Consider the following 21,055-nt stretch of genomic DNA (forward strand, 5'->3'; position numbering starts at 1 on the left):
CAAAGCTCTTCAAAATTGAATTTAAAGAGCTTTTTTTATGCTTGTTTAATCTTGCGCTTTGTAATAAGGTACGTGCTCAGGTTCGAGCGGCTTATTACCCAAAATGATATCAGCTGCTTTTTCAGCGACCATCATTACAGGTGAATAAATATTCCCATTCGTCACGTAAGGAAAAACAGAAGCATCCACAACTCGAAGATTTTCCACCCCATGAACTTTTAACGTTTTCGGGTCAGTCACATCCATTGGTCCGACACCCATTCTACAGGTAGCACAGGGATGGTATGCGCTTTCTCCTTCTTTTGCTACGAAATCAAGAATCTCTTGATCCGTTTGAACATCTTTTCCCGGAGATAATTCCTCTCCTCTCAGTTCGCCCATCGCTTGAGTTTCGATGATTTTTCTGGAAAGTCGAATAGCTTCAATCCATTCTTTCTTTTCTTTCTCGGTAGAGAGGTAGTTGAAAAGGATACTTGGATATTCTGTAGGGTCAGCTGATTTGATTTTTACTCGACCTCTCACATCTGTATTCATCGGTCCGACATGAAGTTGGAAGCCATGTCCTTCTTTAGGAGCGGATCCATCATATCTAATCGCAATCGGCAAAAAGTGGAATTGAAGGTTTGGATATTCTACTTCATCATTCCCTCTAATAAAACCTCCTGCCTCAAAATGATTAGAAGCACCGACACCTTTCTTTCTAAACAACCAGTCAAATCCGATTTTAGGAGCTTTCCAAGGACTCAAAGAGGGGTACATACTCACAGGTTTTTTACAAGCCCATTGCACATAAACTTCCAAATGGTCTTGCAAATCTTCTCCTACTCCCGGCAAATCATGTACAACTGGAATTCCCAAGCTTTTCAAGTGCTCAGCATTTCCTACTCCGGAAACCTGCAAAAGCTGAGGTGAATTGATAGCCCCACCACAGGAAATGATCTCTTTCCCGTAGACTTGCTTGATTTTACCTCCCTGCTTGTATTCTACTCCAACTGCCTTTTTTCCTTCAAACAAAATCCTCAAAACAGTCGCCTGAGTTTCTACATGAAGGTTTTTGCGCTGATCCTTGATAGGGTGAATATATGCTCTAGCTGCATTTAACCTCCGCGAATTGTAAATCGTCTGGTCAAACTTGCCGAATCCTTCTTGCTGATATCCATTCACATCGTCGGTCAAAGGATAGCCAGCTTCTTGAACTGATTCAAAAAAGGCATCAAAAAGAGGGTTATCACATTCAGGAGTAGTCAATTTCAAGTTCCCTTTGTCACCTCTATAATCATCTCCTCCAATCAATCTTTCTTCTACTCTTTTGAAATAAGGAAGACAATGGGCATAATCCCAATCCTCCAATCCTTCATCCTTGGACCACTTTTCGAAATCCATGGCATTTCCACGAATCCAGATCATGCCATTGATACAGGAAGAGCCTCCCAAGACTTTTCCTCTCGGTTGAGCAATTCTTCGATTGTTCATATGAGGTTCTGGATCAGAGGAATACCCCCAATTGTAATTGGTTCCTGTCAAAAGGTAGGTCAACGCTGCCGGCATGTGGATTCGGAAATCCCACTTGTAATCAGGTCTACCGGCTTCCAAAACCAAGACTTGATTTGCTGGATTTTCACTTAGTCGATTGGTGAGAACGGCTCCAGCTGAACCTCCACCAACAATGATATAATCGTACGTCATCAATCGTATTTATTTCCATGAATAAGAAAGACAAGGCCTCCTTGCACAAGCATTAATCTAATCTTATTCTGTCTCTTCAATAATCCAATAATTCAAATAACCAGAAGGAGTTTCCAACACAATTTTGTAGAAATCAGATTCTAAACTTTCGGTTGAAAAAGAGAATTTACCATCTTTTAGGTTTACTTCTCCTATTGATTTGTAAGTGTCCTTTCCTCCAGTTTTAAATTCGTTTGTAGTACTCACCCAAACTTGGCCTTTTTCGGCTTGAGAAAGTGGATGCCAAGTCAAATCGATAGAATTTTCAGATTTGACAGCCTTCAATTGGCTAGCGTCTACCTCCCCGATGAAAGGAACCCCATCAAATTCCATTGCCTTTTCTTTAGGGATTTCAAGGTTTAGGAAATTAGCGATAGAAGGCAAAATATCTACTGTTTGTCCTCTCTCTGCAAAGTGAGCATTCAAATCTTCAGCATTTGTAGCGATCCAAATACTTCTTTCACGATCGCTCTGACCTCCATGTCCATAACCATCATCTCCTCTTCCATGATCAGTAGTGATCACAATCAGCCAATCTTCATTGAAGTTTGCTTCTCTTTCCTTGATGGCATCCCAGACTCTTCCAATTTGAACGTCAGCTTTTTCAACTGCGTCGACAAATTGAGGGCTATTTCCATGCATATGGGACATGTCATCAGTAAACTCCAGATACATCCAAGAAAGATCAGGTGCGTTTTCGGCGATTGACTTGGCTGCAGTTTTGGAAACTTCCTCGTCTATATTATGAATGAATATCCGTTGATCATCGTGAGGATATTGGATGGTATCCAATTCCAAACCATCAAAATGGTAGTCGAAAGTCAAGCCATCAGTTTGAGGAAGTTCGGCTCCTGCCAACTTGGTTCTGTTATCCAACCAAGTGGAGTAAATACCAATGGATTTATCAGGATGTTGGTCCTTGAAAAGCCTAAATATTGTTGGATAATGGTAGTTAGGGTCTTTGATGCTATTTCCCCAAACGTTGTGCTTATTTGCCCAAACACCCGTCAATACTGAATTGTATCCAACTGCAGAAATGGTTGGCGTCTGGCTGTAGCCATCCTTTTCTCCACCCATGGTCGCACGCATGAAACCACCTTCTGCAATGATTTTATCCAAATTTGGAGTAGCAACTGTATCAATGACATCATCCGGAATGCCATCAACTATTACGAATAATACTTTTTTATCACCTGGCTCATCCTGCTTTTCTGCTGTAGAACAAGCCTGAAAAAGCAACATGCCTGAGCAAATTGCCATTAAAACTCTCTTCATTTCCTTGTGTGTAGAACTTTAGAAAGCCCGGAGGAATTCTCCGGGCTATTTTGACTTCTAATTTAAATTAATCCCACCCAAAAATCTGGGTAAGATTTGGGTTCAAGGTTACCTGCTGAATTGGAACCGGACGATAATAATATTTAGGTTCTTCGAATATTCTAGCTTTGGTTTCTGTGACCATGTTTCCGCCATTTTCACCATTTTCCAAGAATACACCTACATTTTCTTCAATTGTACCGGCTTTGTAATAGATCAATTCTACTCCCAAGCTATTTTTCTCTTTATCATCACCTACAGGTATATCAACATCTTTACCAATCAAAATGATATCCTCAACTCCATCTCCCGTCATATCAAATTTTCCTAGGCCTGGAAAATACATTCCTTCAGGAATTTCTGCCAGAAGCTGACCCGCATTCCATCTCATCAAATCATCATAACGATACCCTTCCATCGCCATTTCGATTCTTCTTTCTCTTCTGATTTCCAACAAAACTCCTTGGTTGGAACCAGAAACTTGAGGATACTTTCCTACCAGAAATTGATCTGGATTTGCATTGGCCTCAGCCATGGTCAAGGCAGGCATGCCAGCTCTCGTTCTTAACACATTGATAGTCAAATCAAGATCCGATTGGGTAAGGGTATTCATCTCCGCTTTTGTCTCAGCCAAAGTCAAAAGAACCTCCGCATAGCGATAAACTGCAAAATCAACGCTCGCCACATCAATGTTATCCACTGTGTTTTTATAACCTTTGATTTGATGATATCCTGTAAAGTTTTTGTTCAAAGTTTGGATGTATGGAGTCGAGTTGGGAGCCAAAATCCATCCTGGATAAGCGACAGTTTGAGAAAGTCTCGGATCTCTATTTTGAAACTCCTCAACAAAAGTCATTTCTTTAAAACCTTCCATATCTGTGTATGGAGTACCATCTGCCATCAGGTAAGTCATTACCAAGTCACGAGAAGGAGATTGCTCGTAGTCACCGAAGATTCCACGGTTGTTATCACTACTTCTGTCCTTGTTGACATCATAGGCATTATTGAGAATCACTTCAGGATTTCCATTCAGGTTTGTGCTTGTGAAAAGGGTTCCATAGTCACTTTCTGGGTTTCCTGTGGTGTAAATAGAAAACATCCCTGATTCCATAATCTCTGTCGCCTGCTCTTCAGCCATTTGTAAGAATGAGTCAGCTGTATTCTCCAAACCAAGCTCAGAGTGGTATTTTCTATATGTTCCTTCATACAATGCCACTCTGGCAAAGAAGGTTTTCACGGCATAAAGATCCGGGGTACCTTGAGGAACTGACTCTCTCACATGAGCTACGGCATATTCCAAATCTTCAATCACATTTGCCATCACGACATCTCTCGGATCACGGGCTTTGTAAAGATCTTCATCACTTGGACTCAAAGTCTTATCATACCAAGGAACATCAGAATAACGCTGAACCATATCAAAATAGAAATAGGCTCTATAATATCTTGCCAATCCTACATAGTGGGCGATTACCTCGTCTGAAGTTTGCGCCTTCTCATAGTTGTCCAAGAAGTAATTGATGTTTCTAAGGCGACCCCAATTCCAACCACCGGTAATGGTTTGGGAAGATGGTGTACCTGTCATGATATTTTTTATCTCCACAGCTGCTGTGGTAGCCATATTATCACTGCTTTGATCATCTAAGAAACTCCCTCTACCAGGCATGGATAGCAAACCATTGACATAAAGCTCAAGATCCTGTTCTGTTTTGAAAAACTCTTCTGGAGCTACTGATGTCTGAGGATACCTGTCCAAGAAATCTTCTTGGCAAGAAGATAAGGCAAACATCGCCCCTATTATTACTATATATTTTTTCATGATTTTTCCCTTCTTGATTATAAATCGATATTAACCCCAAATGATAATTTGCGCTGGAATGGGTAAGCCCATCCGTAGCCATCATTGATTGCTTCAGGATCTATAAATTTCTTGATGGAAGAAAACTCAAATAAGTTTTCACCGGACACAAAAACTCTTACTCTATCCACTTTAATTCTATCTGTAAGTGCCTCTGGGAAGGTATATCCAAGAGTCACGTTTTTGATTCTCAAATAAGCTGCGCTTAGCAAGTATTTCGTCTGAGGAATATCCAATCCAGAACCGTAGTTATTATCAGCCAACCAAGACTGTAGCACTGGATATTCGGAATCCAAGTTAGCTTCAGCCAATCCAGCATCGATATAGGATTGGGAATGCTGGGCCATCAAAGCTTCGCTATCTGCCTGGCCTCTGTAGAAATCAAGATTCCAAGGGTAGATATTTGCATAAGGTTGCTGATAAGGTCCCCAGAATAAGTAGTGATGCGGGTAATAATCTCTTTTACCAACTCCCTGAACAAAAACTGAAAGATCGAATCCACTCCAGGCAACGTCGACATTGGCTCCATATCTGTACCTAGCTTGCGTATTTCCTATTACTTGCAAATCCTTCGGATCATCGGTAGAAAGGCCTTGTTCGATTTTACCGTCACCGTTTAAGTCAACATATTTTGGCCAGCCTGGCACAATGTCCAAAGCTCCCCAAGGAACGATAGCTGATTGATCCAACTGAGCAATTTCGTCTTCAGATTGGAACATACCATCATTGACTAATCCCCATAGCTCACCGATTTGTTGACCCACACGGTAATTGGAGAATAAATTCTGCTCATTTTGGAATTTGGTAATCTCGGATCTAGAATCTGAAAGTACCACTCTCATTCCGAAATTGACCGGATTAGCTGTGCTACCATAGGTATCTCTATATCCCAAAGTCAATTCAAATCCTTTGGTTCTCAAATCGGCTGCATTTTGCTTAGGAGGACTAGTTCCCAATACTCCTGGCAATTCTACCGGATCAGTCAACATGCCTTTGGTATCTCTCACGAAGTAATCAAAAGAACCCGTGATTCTATCTGCAAGCATTCCGAAATCCAAACCGAAGTTTGAGGTCACAACCTGCTCCCAGGTATAGTAATTCGGATCCACTGCCAAAGAAGGAGAAGAAGTGATAATGGTCTGTCTGTCTCCATTGATCAAGTAATTGGAAAGGCCAGTTGGCAAAGCTTGGATATAACCGAAGTCGCTTACATTTTGATTACCCAGGCTACCATAGGAAGCTCTAATCTTAAATGTGGAAACTGTATTAGTCAAGCCAGAAAAGAAGTCTTCATCCATCATCAACCAAGACCCGGAAATGGAAGGGAAGAAACCCCATCGGTTGGAAGAAGGAAATCTAGAGGATCCATCGTAACGACCGTTCAGCTCAAGGATATACTTATTTTTGAAGGAATAGTTCGCTCTACCAAAAACACTTCGAGTCCCATAGGTGCTATAAGTGGGGATAATGAATGCGTCTCCAGTTGTCAATCCGATATACGGAAGGGATGAGGAAATCAAAACTCTCTTTTCAGCTTGAATGGTGCTATAAGTATAGCTCTGCTGGTTATATCCTACCAGGACTCCAAAATTATGGTCTCCCAATGTTTTTTCGTACCGACCATATAGATCCAAAATGATATCTGAAAGATCTCCATTTCTCTCAATGACTGTTCCATCACCCCCTTCAGTTCTCACATCCTCAGGACCATATCCGATATTATAATTCGTTTGATTTCTATGATATTTCCATTGTTCTCTTTTGAAACTTGCATTGGCATTAACCGTCAAATCTCCATTCAAGAATGTCCCTGTAGTTCTCAGGATATTGTGGAAACCAAACATGTTCTCCTCGTTACGGCCACCGTCTGTGAGCCTTCCAGCCAATCTACCGGCACTGGTATTGGCCCAAGTACCATCAGGGTTTACTGCCACATCAGTTGGCTGTAGATAATAGATGTCTGTAATACTATTGGTCGGGTCTGCTCGCTTGGTTTGATAGATATTAAGGTTATTATCCACATTCAACCAAGACAGAGGATTGGCAGTCACTCTTGATCTCAAGGAATATCTATCCCAATAATCATCCGCCAATTTATTCAGGCCATTTTCATTGGTATAGTCTCCAGAAACATAGTAAGATACCGGAACTTTGCCTCCACTACTTCCACTGATGGAAAGGCTATGGTTTTGAGAGAAAGCAGAAGGACTGAAGAAGTAATCATACCAGTTGTTGTTACCCATATAGGCCCAAAGATTCGGGTTGTTCGGGTCTAATCGGGTATCTTCTACAGAAGGATCCTCAGATCTTTCTTTGGCCCACTGGTAATGCTGGTCAGAATAGTTTACATAATCCCAAGGAGTATTGTTGGTGGAAGTCTCTAAAACTCTGGAATAGATATAAGGATCTGTCACTGGCTCAACCAAAACAGTCGGCTTACCCCAGGAGAAGTAATTATTGTAGGTAATTTTTTGTTTACCTTCTTGTCCTTTTTTTGTAGTAATCAAAATCACCCCAAAAGCGGCTCTTGCACCATATATCGCCGCAGAAGCTGCATCTCTCAACACTGAGTAAGATTCAATATCAGAAGGATTCAATCGAAGCAAGTCACTGTTATTCCCTGCCACACCATCAATCACGATAAGTGGACCACCCCCATTGATGGAAGTAAAACCACGAATGTTAATGTTTGGAACAGAACCTGGACGACCTCCTTGGTAGGTAATATTCAACCCCGGGCTCATTCCTTGAAGTCCTTGAACCAAGTTAGCGATCGGTCTGTCAATAATATCCTCTCCGCTCACTTGATCCACCGCTCCAGTCACATTGACTTTTCGCTGTGTACCATAACCAACTACGACTACCTGATCAAGAAGTGTATCTTCTTCCTTTAAAGTAATGTTGATCGTGGACTGACCACCCACAGGCATCTCAATCGTTTGATAGCCTATAAATGAAAAAATCAAAACAGGATTTTCAGAGCTTGTAGAAATAGAGTATTCTCCATCCAAACCTGTGATAGTACCATTCTGGGTTCCTTTTTCCAATACAGAAACTCCTGGCATCCCCAAGCCTGTATTGTCGGTTACATTCCCTTTCACTTGGGACTGTGCAAGAGACTGAAATATCACAGCCAGCATGAATACAGCCCCTAGCCCCATCCCTCTAATGAAGGTGTGACGGACAGAGATTCTTTGTAAAACGTGTTTCATAAATTATTCTATTGATTTGATTCCTCGTCCAATATTTTATTCCAAAAACAAAACAGTATTCACCATTTTAAAAATGGATTTTATTGAATATTCATTCAATATTAAATATTGCAAATTACTTATCAAAGGAATTTAATTTCATTTCTTAATATCTTAACGAATAATTAATACTGGGAAAGGAAATTTTACACAGAAGAAAAAGCTCGATAATAACTTGCCTCATTTGGGCCTATCACCCATTAAAAAACGCCCTGACTCTCATGTGAAGAAGGATATTTGGATGGGAGGTTTCGAATTGAAAATTCGCCAAAAACCAAAAAAGCAGCCTATCTGGCTGCTTTCTGAGATTATTAGGAATCTGAAATCTACATTAATGGGAAATATTCATTTTCAACTTTTCCATCATCATGCAATTTTAATATGGCATACCCTGGAGGAGTTTCTAAGTAATACTGTTTGCCAGCAGACTCAGCATCTCCTTCACCCCACCAAAAGCCACTCAATGAACCATTACAGAAATAATGTACATCATTGTACCAAGTTCGATCCAATAAATGCTGATGTCCACTTAAGCAAACTCTGACTTTGTCCTTATGCTTGTAAAAAAGCTTTTTGAGTTCTTTATGATCCTTGTGCTGGCCTCCTACCAAAGCATTGGTGATGGATGTGATAGGAAAATGCGACATGACCAAGGTAGGTTTTCCAGCAGGCAAGCTTTCCAAGTCCTTTTCTAACCAGGCCATTTGCTCATCGCCCAAACTGATGCCTTCATGATTCCCGTCGATTATAATAAAATGCCAATTTCCCTTATCAAAACTATAATAGGCTGCTGGTATTCCCAATCTTTCCACTACATAAGGCTTTCCATACATAGGCTCCTTCTCTTTAGTGGGAACATCCCACCAAGGATCATGATTTCCAATACAGCTATAAACATCACTTTCTTTGATCTCATTTCGGAACAAATCCCAAACCTCCCACTGCTCAAGCACCCTTTCTCTACTCACACCATCATAGGACGCATCATGTATGCTATCACCTCCATTAAGATAAAAGTCAGGATGGTGATTCTTCACCAATTTTAGCCAAGCCAAAGCTCTAGCTGGGACATCCTCCTCTGGCCTTATATGAACATCAGTAATATGGGCCACAGTCAAATACGATTTTTCTGATTTTGTTTCCGTTTTGGCAGAAATCCCTTGCGTAACAGCCACACCCGCTGACATCAAGGCTGATTTAGTTATAAAACTTCTTCTTTTCATGGTAAATAGTTGGTCATCAATATTGCTTTTTAAGCCATTTGGGTCAATAATAAATGTATCTTTATTGAATGGTCATTCAATATTAAATGTTGTTATTTTTTAAACAAAAGAACAATGGTTAAAAAGAAAGTTGATTAACTTAGTTTTATTATTTATTTACCATGAGCACCAGAGTTTCCGCAGATAGGAAAAAAGAAATCATCCATGGCTTTTATGAGCTGGCAAAGGTCAATGGAATTGAAAACACTTCCATAGCTAAAATTGGAAAACATCTAGGAATGCCCCCCAGCTTGATTATGCATTATTTCCCGACTCGGGACATTCTGATTTCAAATCTTATCTCTTTTATTCTTAAGAGGATTCTTAAAATCTACACTCCGATTATCAAGGAGTTGAGAGCTCAGAATTATACCGATCCTGATACTTTCACGGACAGATTGTTTTCGAGAGATTGGAATTTGTTGGTCGATGATGGTGTGTTTTACAGTTGCTTCAGTTTGATTTTCAGGAATGAAATGATCAAAAAAGAGTTTCGAAATCTTCACCTCAAGCTCAGGGATGATTTAAAAGAAATCCTGGACCAAGATGAAAACCTAAGGAAAAAAAATACAGCCTTACTTTCAGAACAGATTTTTGTAATAGTAGAAGGAGCCTACTATTATCTTTCAATGGTGGAGGATCAGGAGGAATACCAAGAAAAAGTCAAAATTTTTAAAGATCAAGTTCATCAACTTTTGAAGCCTTAATAGTTTACAAGCCAATTAATTAGTTGGCATTTCATATTTTAAGTCTCTGAGGTTTATCTTCCACAAAGTCCTATCTTTTCATGGATTTTTCCGTTTAGTCCATCAAACCCGGTATTTACGAAATGAAAAACGTTTTTGAACCTGAAGTTACAGAAGAACTAATTGATAGAATTAATTCCCTAACACCAGAAACACAACCCAAATGGGGAAAAATGAGTGTAGATCAGATGTTGGCTCATTGCTCCGTAGCCTATGAAATGGCATTTACTAACAAACATCCCAAACCCAATGGGCTAATGCGATTTTTACTCAAGTCTTTTGTCAAAAATGGTGTCGTCAATGAAAAGCCCTATCCAAAAAACTCTCGGACTGCTCCTGCCTTCATCATTGCCGATCATAGAGATTTTGAAAAAGAAAAAGATCAATTGATCTCTTATCTGAATCATACTCAGAATTTGGGTTCTGATCATTTTGAAGGAAAAGAATCACTCTCTTTTGGCCCAATGACCTCATTGGAGTGGAATAATCTATTCTACAAGCACCTAGATCATCATTTGACTCAATTTGGAGTATGATCCAGCCAGGAAAATCCATCCGAACATTTATCGGTTCCAAAAATTTTGAAGAAAGTTGCCGGTTTTATCAGACTTTAGAATTCCAACTCAATCATCATGGAAAAGGCTTTGCCTATGTCTCTATAAGCCCTGAAATTGGTTTTTATCTTCAGGATTATTATGTGAAAACTTGGTGTGAAAATAGCATGGTCTTTTTAGAGGTAGAGGATCTTGAAAAATACCTGGAAAAAATCCTGAACTTGGACTTACCTGAAAAATTCCCCGGAGTTAAGGTTTCTCCTATTAGAAAAGACAGTTGGGGAGATGAGTTTTTTATACACGATCCTGCGGGAGTACTTTGGCATATCGGCCAATTTAAACACTAAAGTATCAACCAAATACAGAAACCTATCAATTAGTTATATTTCCTAAAAAGTCAGGATTTATAAGAATAATTGCCTAATTTTTAGGACACTAAACTCTATAACCATGAAAAAACTACTCGCGATTACACTTTTTGCTTTTTCTGTGGTCTTTTCCTCATTGGCTCAAGAAGGAACACCAATGCATGAATTCAATAAATTCATGGCCAAAAATTTGAAATATGGTACCGAATTGAGAAAGGAGAGCATAGAAGGACCTGTCACTATTTCATTGAATATTGACGAAAATGGGGAATTGAAAAACCAGCCAGAATTAGTAGCAGGAAATGAAAAATTAGCAGAGGAAGTCTTTGCAAGTTTTGACAAGATGGAAGAATCCGGATTTTCACAATATATCGACCAGGATTTATATGGAAAAGAAGTATTGGTCAGTGTAGAATTCTATTTAAGCAAAGGAAAAAAGACAGGCTTAAATATTCCAAAACCTCCTGTAAACGAAAAAACTGAGTTGGAAAAACTTAATAAAGCGATTGCTGAAAACCCGTATTTCCCAAACTACTACAAAAAAAGAGCTGAGTTTTATGAATTTATGGGCAAGAATGTTCAGGCCCAATTAGATACAGAATATGCGGAGTTATTAGACGAAAAAAATATTACAAACATCGTCGTTGTAGGCTATCAAGCCAATGACGTCCAACGAAAACTGAAAAGCGAATAATTACCCTCCTCTTTAAAACAAAGCACTTCGAAAAGGAATCGGAGTGCTTTTTTTGTTCTTGACTGTTTTTCCTTTGCTCAAAGGTTTCATAAGTTTATTCATTCAAACTATTTCAAAAATGAAGCAATCCTGTCATATTCATCTATTTCTATTGATCTTATCCTTTTCTTGTGCTGAAAAGCAGGAGGAAATTAAAGTAGAGGAATCTGTAGAATTTTTGGAAGAATCAGATGGGACTTCTTTGGATGAATTCCCTGAAACCATTGAAGTGCCAATTACCATTGGTGATAATTCGAGGACATCATTAGACTGGAATGGCACTTATTTGGGAAACTTACCTTGCGCCAGCTGTGAAGGAATTGAAACAAAACTCACCTTAAATACAGACGGAACCTATCATTATACCACCCACTACTTTGGGCTAAATGATGCGTTGGAGCATGAATTTTTAGGCAAATTCACTTGGGATGAAACAGGCTCCATTATCACCCTTCAAGGCGTGAATGGCATTCCAGGAAAATATAAAGTTGGAGAAAACCAGCTTTGGCATCTTGATATGAATGGAAACCGAATCACAGGTGATTTAGCAGATCGCTATATTTTGAAAAAGCAGTTTTGATTATTTAAATCTTACAACCTTCCCATGTGCTTTGGAAGTCATTTCTTGTGGAATTGACTCAGTGATCTCATTGAAAAGCAGCTCCACCAGTTTTTGCTTTAAGTAACTTCTATTCAAAATAATACTTACCTCTCGAGTTGGAGACTCACCTTCAAAAGGTCTTAGTCTGGTTTTTTCCTCTTCTGAAAGTTCATCAGTTGCGAGCTCAGGGAGCAAGGTCAAACCCTGATAGCGGTTCACCATGTTTTTCAAGCCTTCCAAAGAACCGCTTTCATAGTGGAAGTTTTGATGTCCACTATTGGTTTGGTCACAGAAATTGATCACCTGATCTCTGAAACAATGACCCTGCTGCATGATCCAAAGTTCATCCGACTTAATCTGATCCACCCGTACCGATTTCTGAGCCAACAAAGAATGGTTTTTTGAGAGGTAAACGTAGAATTTCTCGTAAAACATAGGTTTTTCGACAATACCCGGCTCTCCGACCGGAGTAACGATAATCCCCAAATCCAACTCGTCATTCTTGAGTTTTCGAATGACCTCCTCAGTCACCATTTCCTGAACTTCCAATTTGACATTGGGATAATTCTCCAAAAATTTCCTAACAAACCGATGCAGAAGATATGGTGCCAAAGTCGGAATAATCCCCAATTTAATAGTACCCGAAATGTCCCCTTTCAGTTGGGCAACTAATTCTAAAATCCCTTTGCTTTCAGAGACAACCTTTTTTGCCTGCGCAATAATCTGAACCCCAATCTCAGTAGGAATCACAGGCATTTTACTTCGATCAAACAAGATCACACCCAATTCTCGCTCCAATTTGCTCAATTGCGCACTCAATGTCGGCTGGGTTACAAAGCAAGATTCGGCTGCCTGGCCAAAATGTCGGTACTTATCTACTGCGATCAAATATTCTAGTTGCTGAATTGTCATTTCTTCGGGGTTACAATGCTAATTTAGAAAAAGCTAGATAGGTTCAACAGCCGAATTCTTTTTGCTTTCCGTCAATTCATCCATTTTTTTCTGTCCATCATCCCAATCGACTTCTCTTTCCTAAAGATTTCCAGTATTTTATGTTTTTGGATAGACCAAAAACAATCAAACCCAAAACCTTAATAAACATGTCAAAATCAAATTTTTCAAGGAGAAAATTTATCGGAACCAGTCTCCTTACTGGAGCCGGCTTAGGATTGGCTCCTCAGTTTTCATTTGCTTCTTCAGCCAAAAAAGCATCAGACTCCAGTATCAACCTAGGGTTTATCGGAGTAGGCAGACAAGCAATGGGCTTACTAAATCGCTTTATGGCATTACCGGAAATTGAAGTTCTGGCGGCTGCCGATGTCTATGAAGTGAAGCGAGAAAGATTTATCCAGAGAGTCAAAAAAAATTATGCAGATCGAGGTACTTCCGCTCCTGATCTCAAGGTATACGAAGACTACCAAGATCTTTTGGCAAACCCTGAAATAGACGCTGTTGTTATTGCTACACCGGATCATTGGCATGCCAAAATCGCTATAGATGCCTGCAAGGCCAAGAAGGATATTTATCTGGAAAAGCCATTGACATTTACAATTGTCGAAGGACAAGAATTGGTAAAAGCAGTGCGGGAAAATTCGATTGTCTTGGCTGTGGGAAGCATGCAAAGATCCGCTGTCAATTTTCAAACTGCAGTGGCACATGTACAAAAAGGAAAACTGGGTAATTTGAAGCAAGTTTTAGCTCATGTTGGAGAAAACCCATTTCCAAAACCTTACGATCTTCCTAAAGAAACGGTCCCTGCTGGATTGAATTGGGAAATGTGGACAGGCCCTCTTCCTAATATTTCATACAATCCTGAATTGGATCCACCAATTTCTTTAAACCCTGAAGAAAATGAAAAGTATTGGGGTGCTTGGAGATGGTATGAGGAAACAGGTGGCGGGCTGATGACTGACTGGGGAGCTCATATGATTGATGTGGCCCAATGGGGAATGGGAATGGATAGAAATGGTCCTGTCGAAATCATCCCTCCAGCTGGAGACAAGCCTTTGATTTATAAGTATGCGAATGGATTAGAACTCTGGATAACCGCATTTGATGAAGGTAGACAAGGAGTGAAGTTTATTGGTGAAAAAGGATGGATCAAGGTTTCCAGAGGCAATTATGACTCTTCTATCCCAGAACTTGCGTTGGAAGACAAGCCAGAAAACTTCAATTATGATCAGCATTACATAGATTTTGTAGAATCCATCAATCGAAGAAAAGACCCGATTGTACCTGTAGAAATCGGACATAGCTCCTGTTCAACTTGTACCCTAGGTAATATCGCCCATCAGTTAGGAAGACCTTTGAAGTGGGATCCTGTAGCTCAAAATTTTGGAGACGATTATGAGGCAAATACCAAATTGCATTACGTTTATCAACACGGAATATCGCTCACTTAGTCAGAAATAGCTGATTTAATAAAAAAAGAGATTAATCGAGGAGAGTTTTCTATTTCCATAGATTCAAATTAAATTGAGTCAAATTTAGATTTTATGGCAAACCTTAGAGAACTCTCCCTTTTACTTTATACCAATTCCAGACTTTTAATTCAAGCTATTCAGTCTCGGTTGAATGAATTTGAAATCACTTATCCACAGTACCTTACCTTGGCAGTTCTTTGGGAAGAAGACGGGCAATACGTCAACCAAATCGGACAAAAATTAGCCTTGGATTCTGGCACCCTTACTCCTTTGATAAAAAAGTTGGAATCTCACAATTATGTAAAAAGGGTCAGAAGCGAAGAGGATGAGCGTAAAGTGAAAGTAGAACTTACCTATCCCGGCAAAACCCTTCAATCCAAAATCAACGCCGCTTTGCATCGTTTGGAAATTGATTTTGGCGGGGAGGAAAATATCGAAGTGGGTACTTTTATCACTGCCATGGAATTGCTTCAAGGCAAAATCAAAGGCTTCCAGGAAGAGGAAAATAAGGATTGATTATATCATCACAACTGCTTTTCCCACCAATTTCCTATTCATCATAGCTTTCAAAGCAATTGGAGCTTCCTCTAAAGAATAAGTTGAAACCTCCGGCTTTTGGATCTTTCCTTCTACCATCCAGTTCATTAACTGATCTAAATTTTCTCCGTTCTTTTCTGATTCTTTTCTGGAAAAATTGCCCCAAAAAACCCCCACAATGGTGCAACCTTTTAGCAAAGGTAAGTTCATCGGAATTTTTGGGATTTCTCCCTGGGCAAATCCTACCACCAAATAGCTACCTCCCCAGGCCATTCCTCTCAAAGCTGATTCGGTGTACTTGCCGCCTACTGGATCCAAAACCACATCCACTCCTTTTCCTTCTGTTAATTCTTTGATTCGGCTCTTGAAATCCTCCTCATGGTAATTGATCGTCAAATCAGCTCCTTTTGCTTTAGCTGCTTCCAACTTATCCACAGAAGATGCAGCTGCAATTACTTTGGCTCCCATTATTTTCCCCAACTCAACAGCAGCCAAACCGATCCCTCCTCCGGCTCCCAATACCAGCAAGGTTTCTCCCTTTTGGAGATTAGCTCTATCCTTTAATGCATAATATGAAGTGGAATAAGTGTATAAAGTGGCAGCTGCAAATTCGGGAGAGATAGCTTTCGGTAGTTTAAAAATCCGATCTTCATCCACTAAGGCCTTTTCGGCCATACCACCCCATCCGCTCAAACCTAGCACATAATCTCCAACCTGAAATTTGGAATCCCCATTTCCACAGGCAATTACCTTTCCCACCAACTCTCCACCCGGTGAAAATGGCAATTTGGGTTTGAATTGATATTTATCTTGAATGATCAGAATATCTGGAAAATTCACTCCACAGGCCTGAACGTGGACAAGAACTTGATTTGAACTAGGAACGGGGTCAGGAATTTCACCTACGAAAAGAGATTCAGGCATTCCGAATTTTTCACAAATCAGGGCTTTCATAGAGTTTGGGTTTTGAGTCAGAGAAAAGTGGCTTGAAAGTAGGCATTTCCTATCGAAAGCGATAATTTTGAGGCCCTTAAACAAATAGAATACAAACCCATGGCTGTAAACGATTTTATCCAATCCAACAAAGATAGATTCCTAAACGAACTGATCGATCTTTTGAAAATCCCTTCTGTCAGCGCAGATCCTAAATTCAAAGATGATGTGTTCAAAGCTGCAGATTTTGTCAAAGAAAGTATGATCAAAGCAGGTGCTGATGTAGCAGAAATCTGCCAAACAGCAGGTTATCCGATTGTTTATGGAGAAAAAATCGTGGACCCTAGCCTTCCGACTGTTTTGGTATATGGGCACTATGATGTCCAGCCGGCAGACCCATACGAATTATGGGATTCTCCACCATTTGAGCCGGTCATCAAGAAAACCAAAATCCATCCTGAAGGGGCGATTTTTGCCCGTGGATCTGCTGATGATAAGGGACAATTTTACATGCACGTGAAGGCCTTTGAAGCGATGATGGCCTCTGGCGAACTTCCTTGCAATGTGAAGTTCATGATTGAAGGTGAAGAGGAAGTCGGTTCAGACAACCTGGATAAATTCGTCATCGAGAATAAAGAGAAGCTAAAATCGGATGTGATTTTGATTTCAGATACGCATATGATTTCCATGAAAGATCCATCTATCACAGTTGGCTTAAGAGGCATGGCCTATATGGAAGTCGAGGTAACCGGACCAAACCGTGACTTACATTCCGGAACTTATGGGGGCGCTGTTGCGAACCCAATCAATGTCCTTTGCAAAATGATTGCCTCTCTTAAAGATGAGAATGAGCATATCACGATCCCAGGTTTCTACGACAAAGTACAGGAATTGACAGCGGAGCAAAGAGGAAGATTGAATGAAGCTCCATTTGACTTGAAGGAGTACGAGGAAAAGCTCGACGTGGATACTGTTTTCGGTGAAAAAGGATATACCACCATCGAGCGTGTTGGAATCCGTCCAACCTTGGATGTCAACGGAATTTGGGGTGGATACATCGGTGAAGGTGCCAAAACTGTACTTCCTTCCAAAGCTTATGCAAAAATCTCCATGAGATTGGTTCCTGATCAGGATTGGCATGAAATCGCACAATTGTTCGAGGATCATTTCAAATCTATCGCTCCTGCGGGCGTAAAAGTGAAAGTGAAAAGCCATCATGGCGGTTCTCCTGCGGTAGTTTCCGACACATCGGTTGGGTATAAAGCAGCTGAAGCGGCAATGGAAGAAACTTTCGGCAAAAAGCCTATCCCTACACGTGAAGGGGGATCAATTCCTATTGTTGCCTTGTTCCAAAAAGAATTAGGCTCAGATCCTATTTTGTATGGATTTGGATTGGATACAGATGCGCTACACTCACCAAATGAGCATTATGGAGTTCAGAATTATTTTATGGGTATCGAAACCATAGCTGCCTTCTTCCGTCATTTCAAAGCCTTAAGTGACCAATAATACAGAACCATTCGCCCAGTTAAATCCGTTGTGATTTAATTCCCTATGAGTTTATGAGCTTCAAATCCATTCAAAAATTCGGCTTTTTCAGTATGCTTTTGCTACTGGTGAGCTTTTCCGCTTTTTCTCAAATCATTAAACCTCCAATTTGGACCAGCAGAATAGAACCTGCCAATCCGACCGTAGGTCAGGAAGTTACTTTGATTTTTGAAGCGGACATTCCTGCCGGCTGGTATGTGTATGGAACAAGCTTTGATCCAGATTTGGGGCCATTGTTGACTGAGTTGAAACTGGATCTCTCAGATCAGTATCAAATCGAGGGAAAACTCAATGAAGTTGGTGCCAAAACGAAATATGATGATACCTGGGAAGGGGACATCACTTATTTCATGAAGAAGGGTGTTTTTCAACAAAAGCTAATTCTCAAATCTACTTCTGGACAAGTAAAAGGAACTTTAGAGTACCAAATGTGTACAGACCTTACGGGGCAATGCATCAATTACGAAGAGGATATTCTGTTGGATTTTACGGCGAAAGCGAATGTCTCTACACCAGTTGAAAATGTAGTAGAATCTCCAAAAGTTGAAAGTCAAGAACCTGAAAAATCAGTTCAGGTGGAAGATCAAGAAAGCCCATTTACAAGTGTTGTCACTGAGAACCAAACTGATTTCGACTCTAATACTCTAGTTTCGGAAAATAACTCAGACGCAACTTCCTCAAAACCTACCAAATTTGAACTGACCAGTCCAGAAGAATCCAGTTTATTGGGGTTTATGGTCTTGGCATTTTTGGCGGGACTGGCGGCACTTTTGACTCCATGTGTATTTCCCATGATTCCGATGACAGTTAGCTTTTTCACTGGAAGAGCTTCATCGAAAGCAAGCGGAATCAGAAATGCCTTCATCTATGGGTTTTCAATTATCGCGATTTACACGATAGCAGGTACGGCAGTTGCAGCGATCCAAGGACCTGAGTTCGCCAATTGGCTAGCTACTCATTGGGTTCCCAACCTATTCTTCTTTGGCATCTTTATATTCTTTGCACTTGCATTCTTAGGCTTATTTGAGATCAATTTACCTTCTTCTTTTGTCAACAAAGTGGATGCGAAAGCAGAAAAGGGAGGTTTGATGGGTATCTTCTTTATGGCCTTTACCCTGGTTTTGGTATCGTTTTCTTGTACCGGACCGATTGTAGGTTCCATTTTGATTTCTTCCGCAGGTGGTGAGCTGCTCAAGCCAATTTTGGGGATGTTCTCTTTCTCATTAGCCTTTGCGATCCCATTTACCCTATTTGCCATTTTCCCTGAATGGATGAATAGACTTCCGAAGTCAGGTGGTTGGTTGAACTCAGTTAAGGTAGTTTTAGGATTCTTAGAATTGGCTTTAGCCTTCAAATTCCTGTCCATCGCAGACTTGGTATACCATTGGGGAATTTTGGATAGAGACATCTTCCTAGTCATTTGGATCGTAATTTTCTCAGCCTTGGGACTATATCTATTAGGGAAAATCAGACTTCCGCACGACTCCAAAATGGACAGCATTGGAGTACCTAGACTCCTTCTGGCCTTGGTCACTTTTATGTTTGTGGTTTATATGATTCCGGGCCTTTGGGGTGCACCATTGAAGTATCTAAGTGGCTACTTACCTCCATTGACTACCCAAAATTTTAAATTGGGAGAAAGCAGCTCTGAAGCCGATGGAGGCTATATTCTGGATGAACCTGTGAAGTATGGAGACATTTTGGAAATCCCACATGGAATCAAAGGATACTTCGATTATGATCAGGCGATGCGTGCTGCAAAAAAAGCCAATAAGCCACTTTTAATTGACTTCACCGGTCACGGTTGTGTCAACTGCCGTAAGATGGAGGAAAATGTCTGGGTAGATCCTGAGGTATTGAAAAGGTTGAAAGAGGACTTTGTGATGGTCGCTTTGTACATCGACGAAAGAACAGAGCTTCCAGAAAGTGAATGGTTTACTTCTGAATACGATGGCAAAGTCAAGAAGACCATCGGCAAGCAAAACGCAGATTATCAGATTACGGAATTTGAAAACAATGCTCAACCCTATTATGTAATCTTGGATCACGATGGGGAATTATTGGCTTCACCACGAGCTTATGATACAGATATCCAGGCTTTCATCGACTTTTTGGATGGTGCTAAAGATGAGTTTGGGAAGAGGAATTAATGTCCCTGTCTCCCCAAAATCTTTACCACTCGATTGTAAAGGATCTCCGATAGGTTCCAATTGTACCCCTCAAAATTGACGGTATTCGTAAACTGGATAACTACTGCATCCAAGTCGGGATGATATTCGGCGATGGTTTGGTAACCGGGAATCAGGCCTGTATGATTATAAACATAAATGGAAGAATAAATCTCCTGTTCGCCATTTTCAAACATAGACCCATCATTTAAGGCTCTCAGGAATATCCCCACATCCTCGGCCGTGGCAATGATTCCCCCAACATTATCTGTTTTCAGATCCTGATCCACTCCCACATAATAGCCACTCATCAGCCTATCCATATTGATTTCATCCAAAGACATGAAAGTATTTTTTAGCCCTAGAGGCTCAAAAATTCTGGTTTTGAAAAATTCGGCCTTACTTCCTGTGACTTTTTCGATCAACTCAGATATCAGCAAATAATTGGTGTTGGAATACTCGTATCCTCCATCAGGCGCAAAAGAAGCCGGTTGATCCAAGACCAAATCAAGAATGCCTTCCGTAGTTTGAGGAGGATTGCTCCAATAATTCGGATAATTGGTATAATTGGGGATCCCACTTCTATGCTGCACCATCATTCGAAGTGTGATTTGATCAGCAAATTCAATTCTATCTCTCAGCTCGGGAAAATACTCAGCTAGTGTCCCATCCAAAGAAAGCTTTCCATCCTTCACCAACTTAGCGATAGCCACGGCATGATACAACTTGCCCACACTGGCGATTTTGAATAAGGCATGAGGATCGGCAGGTATCTTTTTGTCCCGATCATGCCAGCCTGCGGCATAAAACTGAGGCTCTTTTCCTTTCTGATCGACGTAAACAATAATTCCTTCAAATCCATAATCCAATCCATCTTCTAATTGCTCCTCAATCGTATCTGGAACCGGAGGAAGCCAAGCCCAGATAATTGACCATGGTACATAGAACAAAGAGATAGCTGTACTTGTCAGTAAAATGATCTGGAAAATCCGTTTTTTATTTTTCATAAGTTATGATTCAAAATTATCGGTCCT

General features: G+C 40.4%; 17 protein-coding genes. 9 read left to right on the forward strand and 8 right to left on the reverse strand.

Annotated elements, in window-relative coordinates; all coding sequences use genetic code 11:
- Positions 1–45 precede the first annotated feature (45 nt).
- The 5 genes from betA to O0V13_RS01240 all read right to left on the reverse strand — a co-directional run bounded on the left by betA (position 46) and on the right by O0V13_RS01240 (position 9,371).
- Positions 46–1,686: a choline dehydrogenase gene (betA, locus tag O0V13_RS01220; RefSeq protein ID WP_268033169.1), complete on the reverse strand. Its 1,641-nt coding sequence runs from the start codon at positions 1,684–1,686 to the stop codon at positions 46–48.
- 63 nt (positions 1,687–1,749) lie between these two features.
- Positions 1,750–3,000, reverse strand: a complete 1,251-nt coding sequence (locus O0V13_RS01225) for an alkaline phosphatase family protein (protein ID WP_268033170.1) — start codon at positions 2,998–3,000, stop codon at positions 1,750–1,752.
- A 67-nt stretch (positions 3,001–3,067) separates the two neighbouring features.
- Positions 3,068–4,858: a RagB/SusD family nutrient uptake outer membrane protein gene (locus O0V13_RS01230; protein WP_268033171.1), complete on the reverse strand. Its 1,791-nt coding sequence runs from the start codon at positions 4,856–4,858 to the stop codon at positions 3,068–3,070.
- A 17-nt stretch (positions 4,859–4,875) separates the two neighbouring features.
- Positions 4,876–8,109, reverse strand: coding sequence for a SusC/RagA family TonB-linked outer membrane protein (locus O0V13_RS01235; protein WP_268033172.1), 3,234 nt, complete (start codon positions 8,107–8,109; stop codon positions 4,876–4,878).
- Between the two features lie 365 nt (positions 8,110–8,474).
- Positions 8,475–9,371: a metallophosphoesterase family protein gene (locus O0V13_RS01240; RefSeq protein ID WP_268033173.1), complete on the reverse strand. Its 897-nt coding sequence runs from the start codon at positions 9,369–9,371 to the stop codon at positions 8,475–8,477.
- Between the two features lie 161 nt (positions 9,372–9,532).
- Here O0V13_RS01240 and O0V13_RS01245 point away from each other — a divergent pair, with 161 nt between their 5' ends.
- From O0V13_RS01245 to O0V13_RS01265, 5 genes are all read left to right on the forward strand, one after another.
- Positions 9,533–10,117: a TetR family transcriptional regulator gene (locus O0V13_RS01245; protein WP_268033174.1), complete on the forward strand. Its 585-nt coding sequence runs from the start codon at positions 9,533–9,535 to the stop codon at positions 10,115–10,117.
- A 122-nt stretch (positions 10,118–10,239) separates the two neighbouring features.
- The gene (locus tag O0V13_RS01250) at positions 10,240–10,692 is read left to right on the forward strand and encodes a DUF1569 domain-containing protein (RefSeq protein WP_268033175.1); all 453 of its coding nucleotides are present in this window, start codon (positions 10,240–10,242) and stop codon (positions 10,690–10,692) included.
- On the forward strand, positions 10,689–11,057 hold the full coding sequence (locus tag O0V13_RS01255) for a glyoxalase (RefSeq protein ID WP_268033176.1): 369 nt from the start codon (positions 10,689–10,691) through the stop codon (positions 11,055–11,057). Before O0V13_RS01250 ends, O0V13_RS01255 begins: the two co-directional genes overlap by 4 nt.
- 103 nt (positions 11,058–11,160) lie before the next feature.
- Positions 11,161–11,772, forward strand: a complete 612-nt coding sequence (locus O0V13_RS01260; RefSeq protein WP_268033177.1) for a hypothetical protein — start codon at positions 11,161–11,163, stop codon at positions 11,770–11,772.
- A gap of 118 nt (positions 11,773–11,890) precedes the next feature.
- Positions 11,891–12,391 carry a copper resistance protein NlpE gene (locus O0V13_RS01265; RefSeq protein WP_268033178.1) on the forward strand — a complete coding sequence of 167 codons (501 nt, stop codon included), beginning with the start codon at positions 11,891–11,893 and terminating at the stop codon, positions 12,389–12,391.
- Here O0V13_RS01265 and O0V13_RS01270 read toward each other — a convergent pair whose 3' ends face one another.
- Positions 12,392–13,324: a hydrogen peroxide-inducible genes activator gene (locus tag O0V13_RS01270; protein ID WP_268033179.1), complete on the reverse strand. Its 933-nt coding sequence runs from the start codon at positions 13,322–13,324 to the stop codon at positions 12,392–12,394. It abuts the gene before it with no gap.
- A gap of 188 nt (positions 13,325–13,512) precedes the next feature.
- Here O0V13_RS01270 and O0V13_RS01275 point away from each other — a divergent pair, with 188 nt between their 5' ends.
- Both O0V13_RS01275 and O0V13_RS01280 read left to right on the forward strand, forming a co-directional pair.
- On the forward strand, positions 13,513–14,814 hold the full coding sequence (locus O0V13_RS01275; RefSeq protein ID WP_268033180.1) for a Gfo/Idh/MocA family protein: 1,302 nt from the start codon (positions 13,513–13,515) through the stop codon (positions 14,812–14,814).
- Positions 14,815–14,907: 93 nt separating this feature from the next.
- Positions 14,908–15,351 (forward strand): MarR family winged helix-turn-helix transcriptional regulator, encoded by a 444-nt coding sequence (locus O0V13_RS01280; RefSeq protein ID WP_268033181.1) that lies wholly within the window; start codon positions 14,908–14,910, stop codon positions 15,349–15,351.
- Here O0V13_RS01280 and O0V13_RS01285 read toward each other — a convergent pair whose 3' ends face one another.
- A complete protein-coding gene (locus O0V13_RS01285) occupies positions 15,352–16,326 on the reverse strand; it encodes an NADPH:quinone oxidoreductase family protein (protein ID WP_268033182.1) in 975 nt (324 codons plus the stop codon).
- Between the two features lie 99 nt (positions 16,327–16,425).
- On the opposite strand from O0V13_RS01285, the gene O0V13_RS01290 reads away from it, so the two are divergent.
- Positions 16,426–17,814, forward strand: a complete 1,389-nt coding sequence (locus O0V13_RS01290) for a dipeptidase (protein ID WP_268033183.1) — start codon at positions 16,426–16,428, stop codon at positions 17,812–17,814.
- Positions 17,815–17,906: 92 nt separating this feature from the next.
- Positions 17,907–20,003, forward strand: a complete 2,097-nt coding sequence (locus O0V13_RS01295; RefSeq protein ID WP_268033184.1) for a protein-disulfide reductase DsbD family protein — start codon at positions 17,907–17,909, stop codon at positions 20,001–20,003.
- Here O0V13_RS01295 and O0V13_RS01300 read toward each other — a convergent pair.
- Entirely contained in the window at positions 20,000–21,028 is a 1,029-nt protein-coding gene (locus tag O0V13_RS01300; protein WP_268033185.1) for a serine hydrolase domain-containing protein, read from the reverse strand. The genes O0V13_RS01295 and O0V13_RS01300 overlap by 4 nt on opposite strands.
- Positions 21,029–21,055: the final 27 nt, after the last annotated feature.

Origin of the sequence: Algoriphagus sp. PAP.12, assembly GCF_026652115.1 — a bacterium.
GTDB lineage: Bacteria > Bacteroidota > Bacteroidia > Cytophagales > Cyclobacteriaceae > Algoriphagus.

Coding starts and splice junctions, on each gene's coding strand:
- betA (WP_268033169.1), bottom strand. CDS start 1,686: ATGACGTACGATTATATCATTGTTGGTGGAGGTTCAGCTGGAGCCGTT.
- O0V13_RS01225 (WP_268033170.1), bottom strand. CDS start 3,000: ATGAAGAGAGTTTTAATGGCAATTTGCTCAGGCATGTTGCTTTTTCAG.
- O0V13_RS01230 (WP_268033171.1), bottom strand. CDS start 4,858: ATGAAAAAATATATAGTAATAATAGGGGCGATGTTTGCCTTATCTTCT.
- O0V13_RS01235 (WP_268033172.1), bottom strand. CDS start 8,109: ATGAAACACGTTTTACAAAGAATCTCTGTCCGTCACACCTTCATTAGA.
- O0V13_RS01240 (WP_268033173.1), bottom strand. CDS start 9,371: ATGAAAAGAAGAAGTTTTATAACTAAATCAGCCTTGATGTCAGCGGGT.
- O0V13_RS01245 (WP_268033174.1), top strand. CDS start 9,533: ATGAGCACCAGAGTTTCCGCAGATAGGAAAAAAGAAATCATCCATGGC.
- O0V13_RS01250 (WP_268033175.1), top strand. CDS start 10,240: ATGAAAAACGTTTTTGAACCTGAAGTTACAGAAGAACTAATTGATAGA.
- O0V13_RS01255 (WP_268033176.1), top strand. CDS start 10,689: ATGATCCAGCCAGGAAAATCCATCCGAACATTTATCGGTTCCAAAAAT.
- O0V13_RS01260 (WP_268033177.1), top strand. CDS start 11,161: ATGAAAAAACTACTCGCGATTACACTTTTTGCTTTTTCTGTGGTCTTT.
- O0V13_RS01265 (WP_268033178.1), top strand. CDS start 11,891: ATGAAGCAATCCTGTCATATTCATCTATTTCTATTGATCTTATCCTTT.
- O0V13_RS01270 (WP_268033179.1), bottom strand. CDS start 13,324: ATGACAATTCAGCAACTAGAATATTTGATCGCAGTAGATAAGTACCGA.
- O0V13_RS01275 (WP_268033180.1), top strand. CDS start 13,513: ATGTCAAAATCAAATTTTTCAAGGAGAAAATTTATCGGAACCAGTCTC.
- O0V13_RS01280 (WP_268033181.1), top strand. CDS start 14,908: ATGGCAAACCTTAGAGAACTCTCCCTTTTACTTTATACCAATTCCAGA.
- O0V13_RS01285 (WP_268033182.1), bottom strand. CDS start 16,326: ATGAAAGCCCTGATTTGTGAAAAATTCGGAATGCCTGAATCTCTTTTC.
- O0V13_RS01290 (WP_268033183.1), top strand. CDS start 16,426: ATGGCTGTAAACGATTTTATCCAATCCAACAAAGATAGATTCCTAAAC.
- O0V13_RS01295 (WP_268033184.1), top strand. CDS start 17,907: ATGCTTTTGCTACTGGTGAGCTTTTCCGCTTTTTCTCAAATCATTAAA.
- O0V13_RS01300 (WP_268033185.1), bottom strand. CDS start 21,028: ATGAAAAATAAAAAACGGATTTTCCAGATCATTTTACTGACAAGTACA.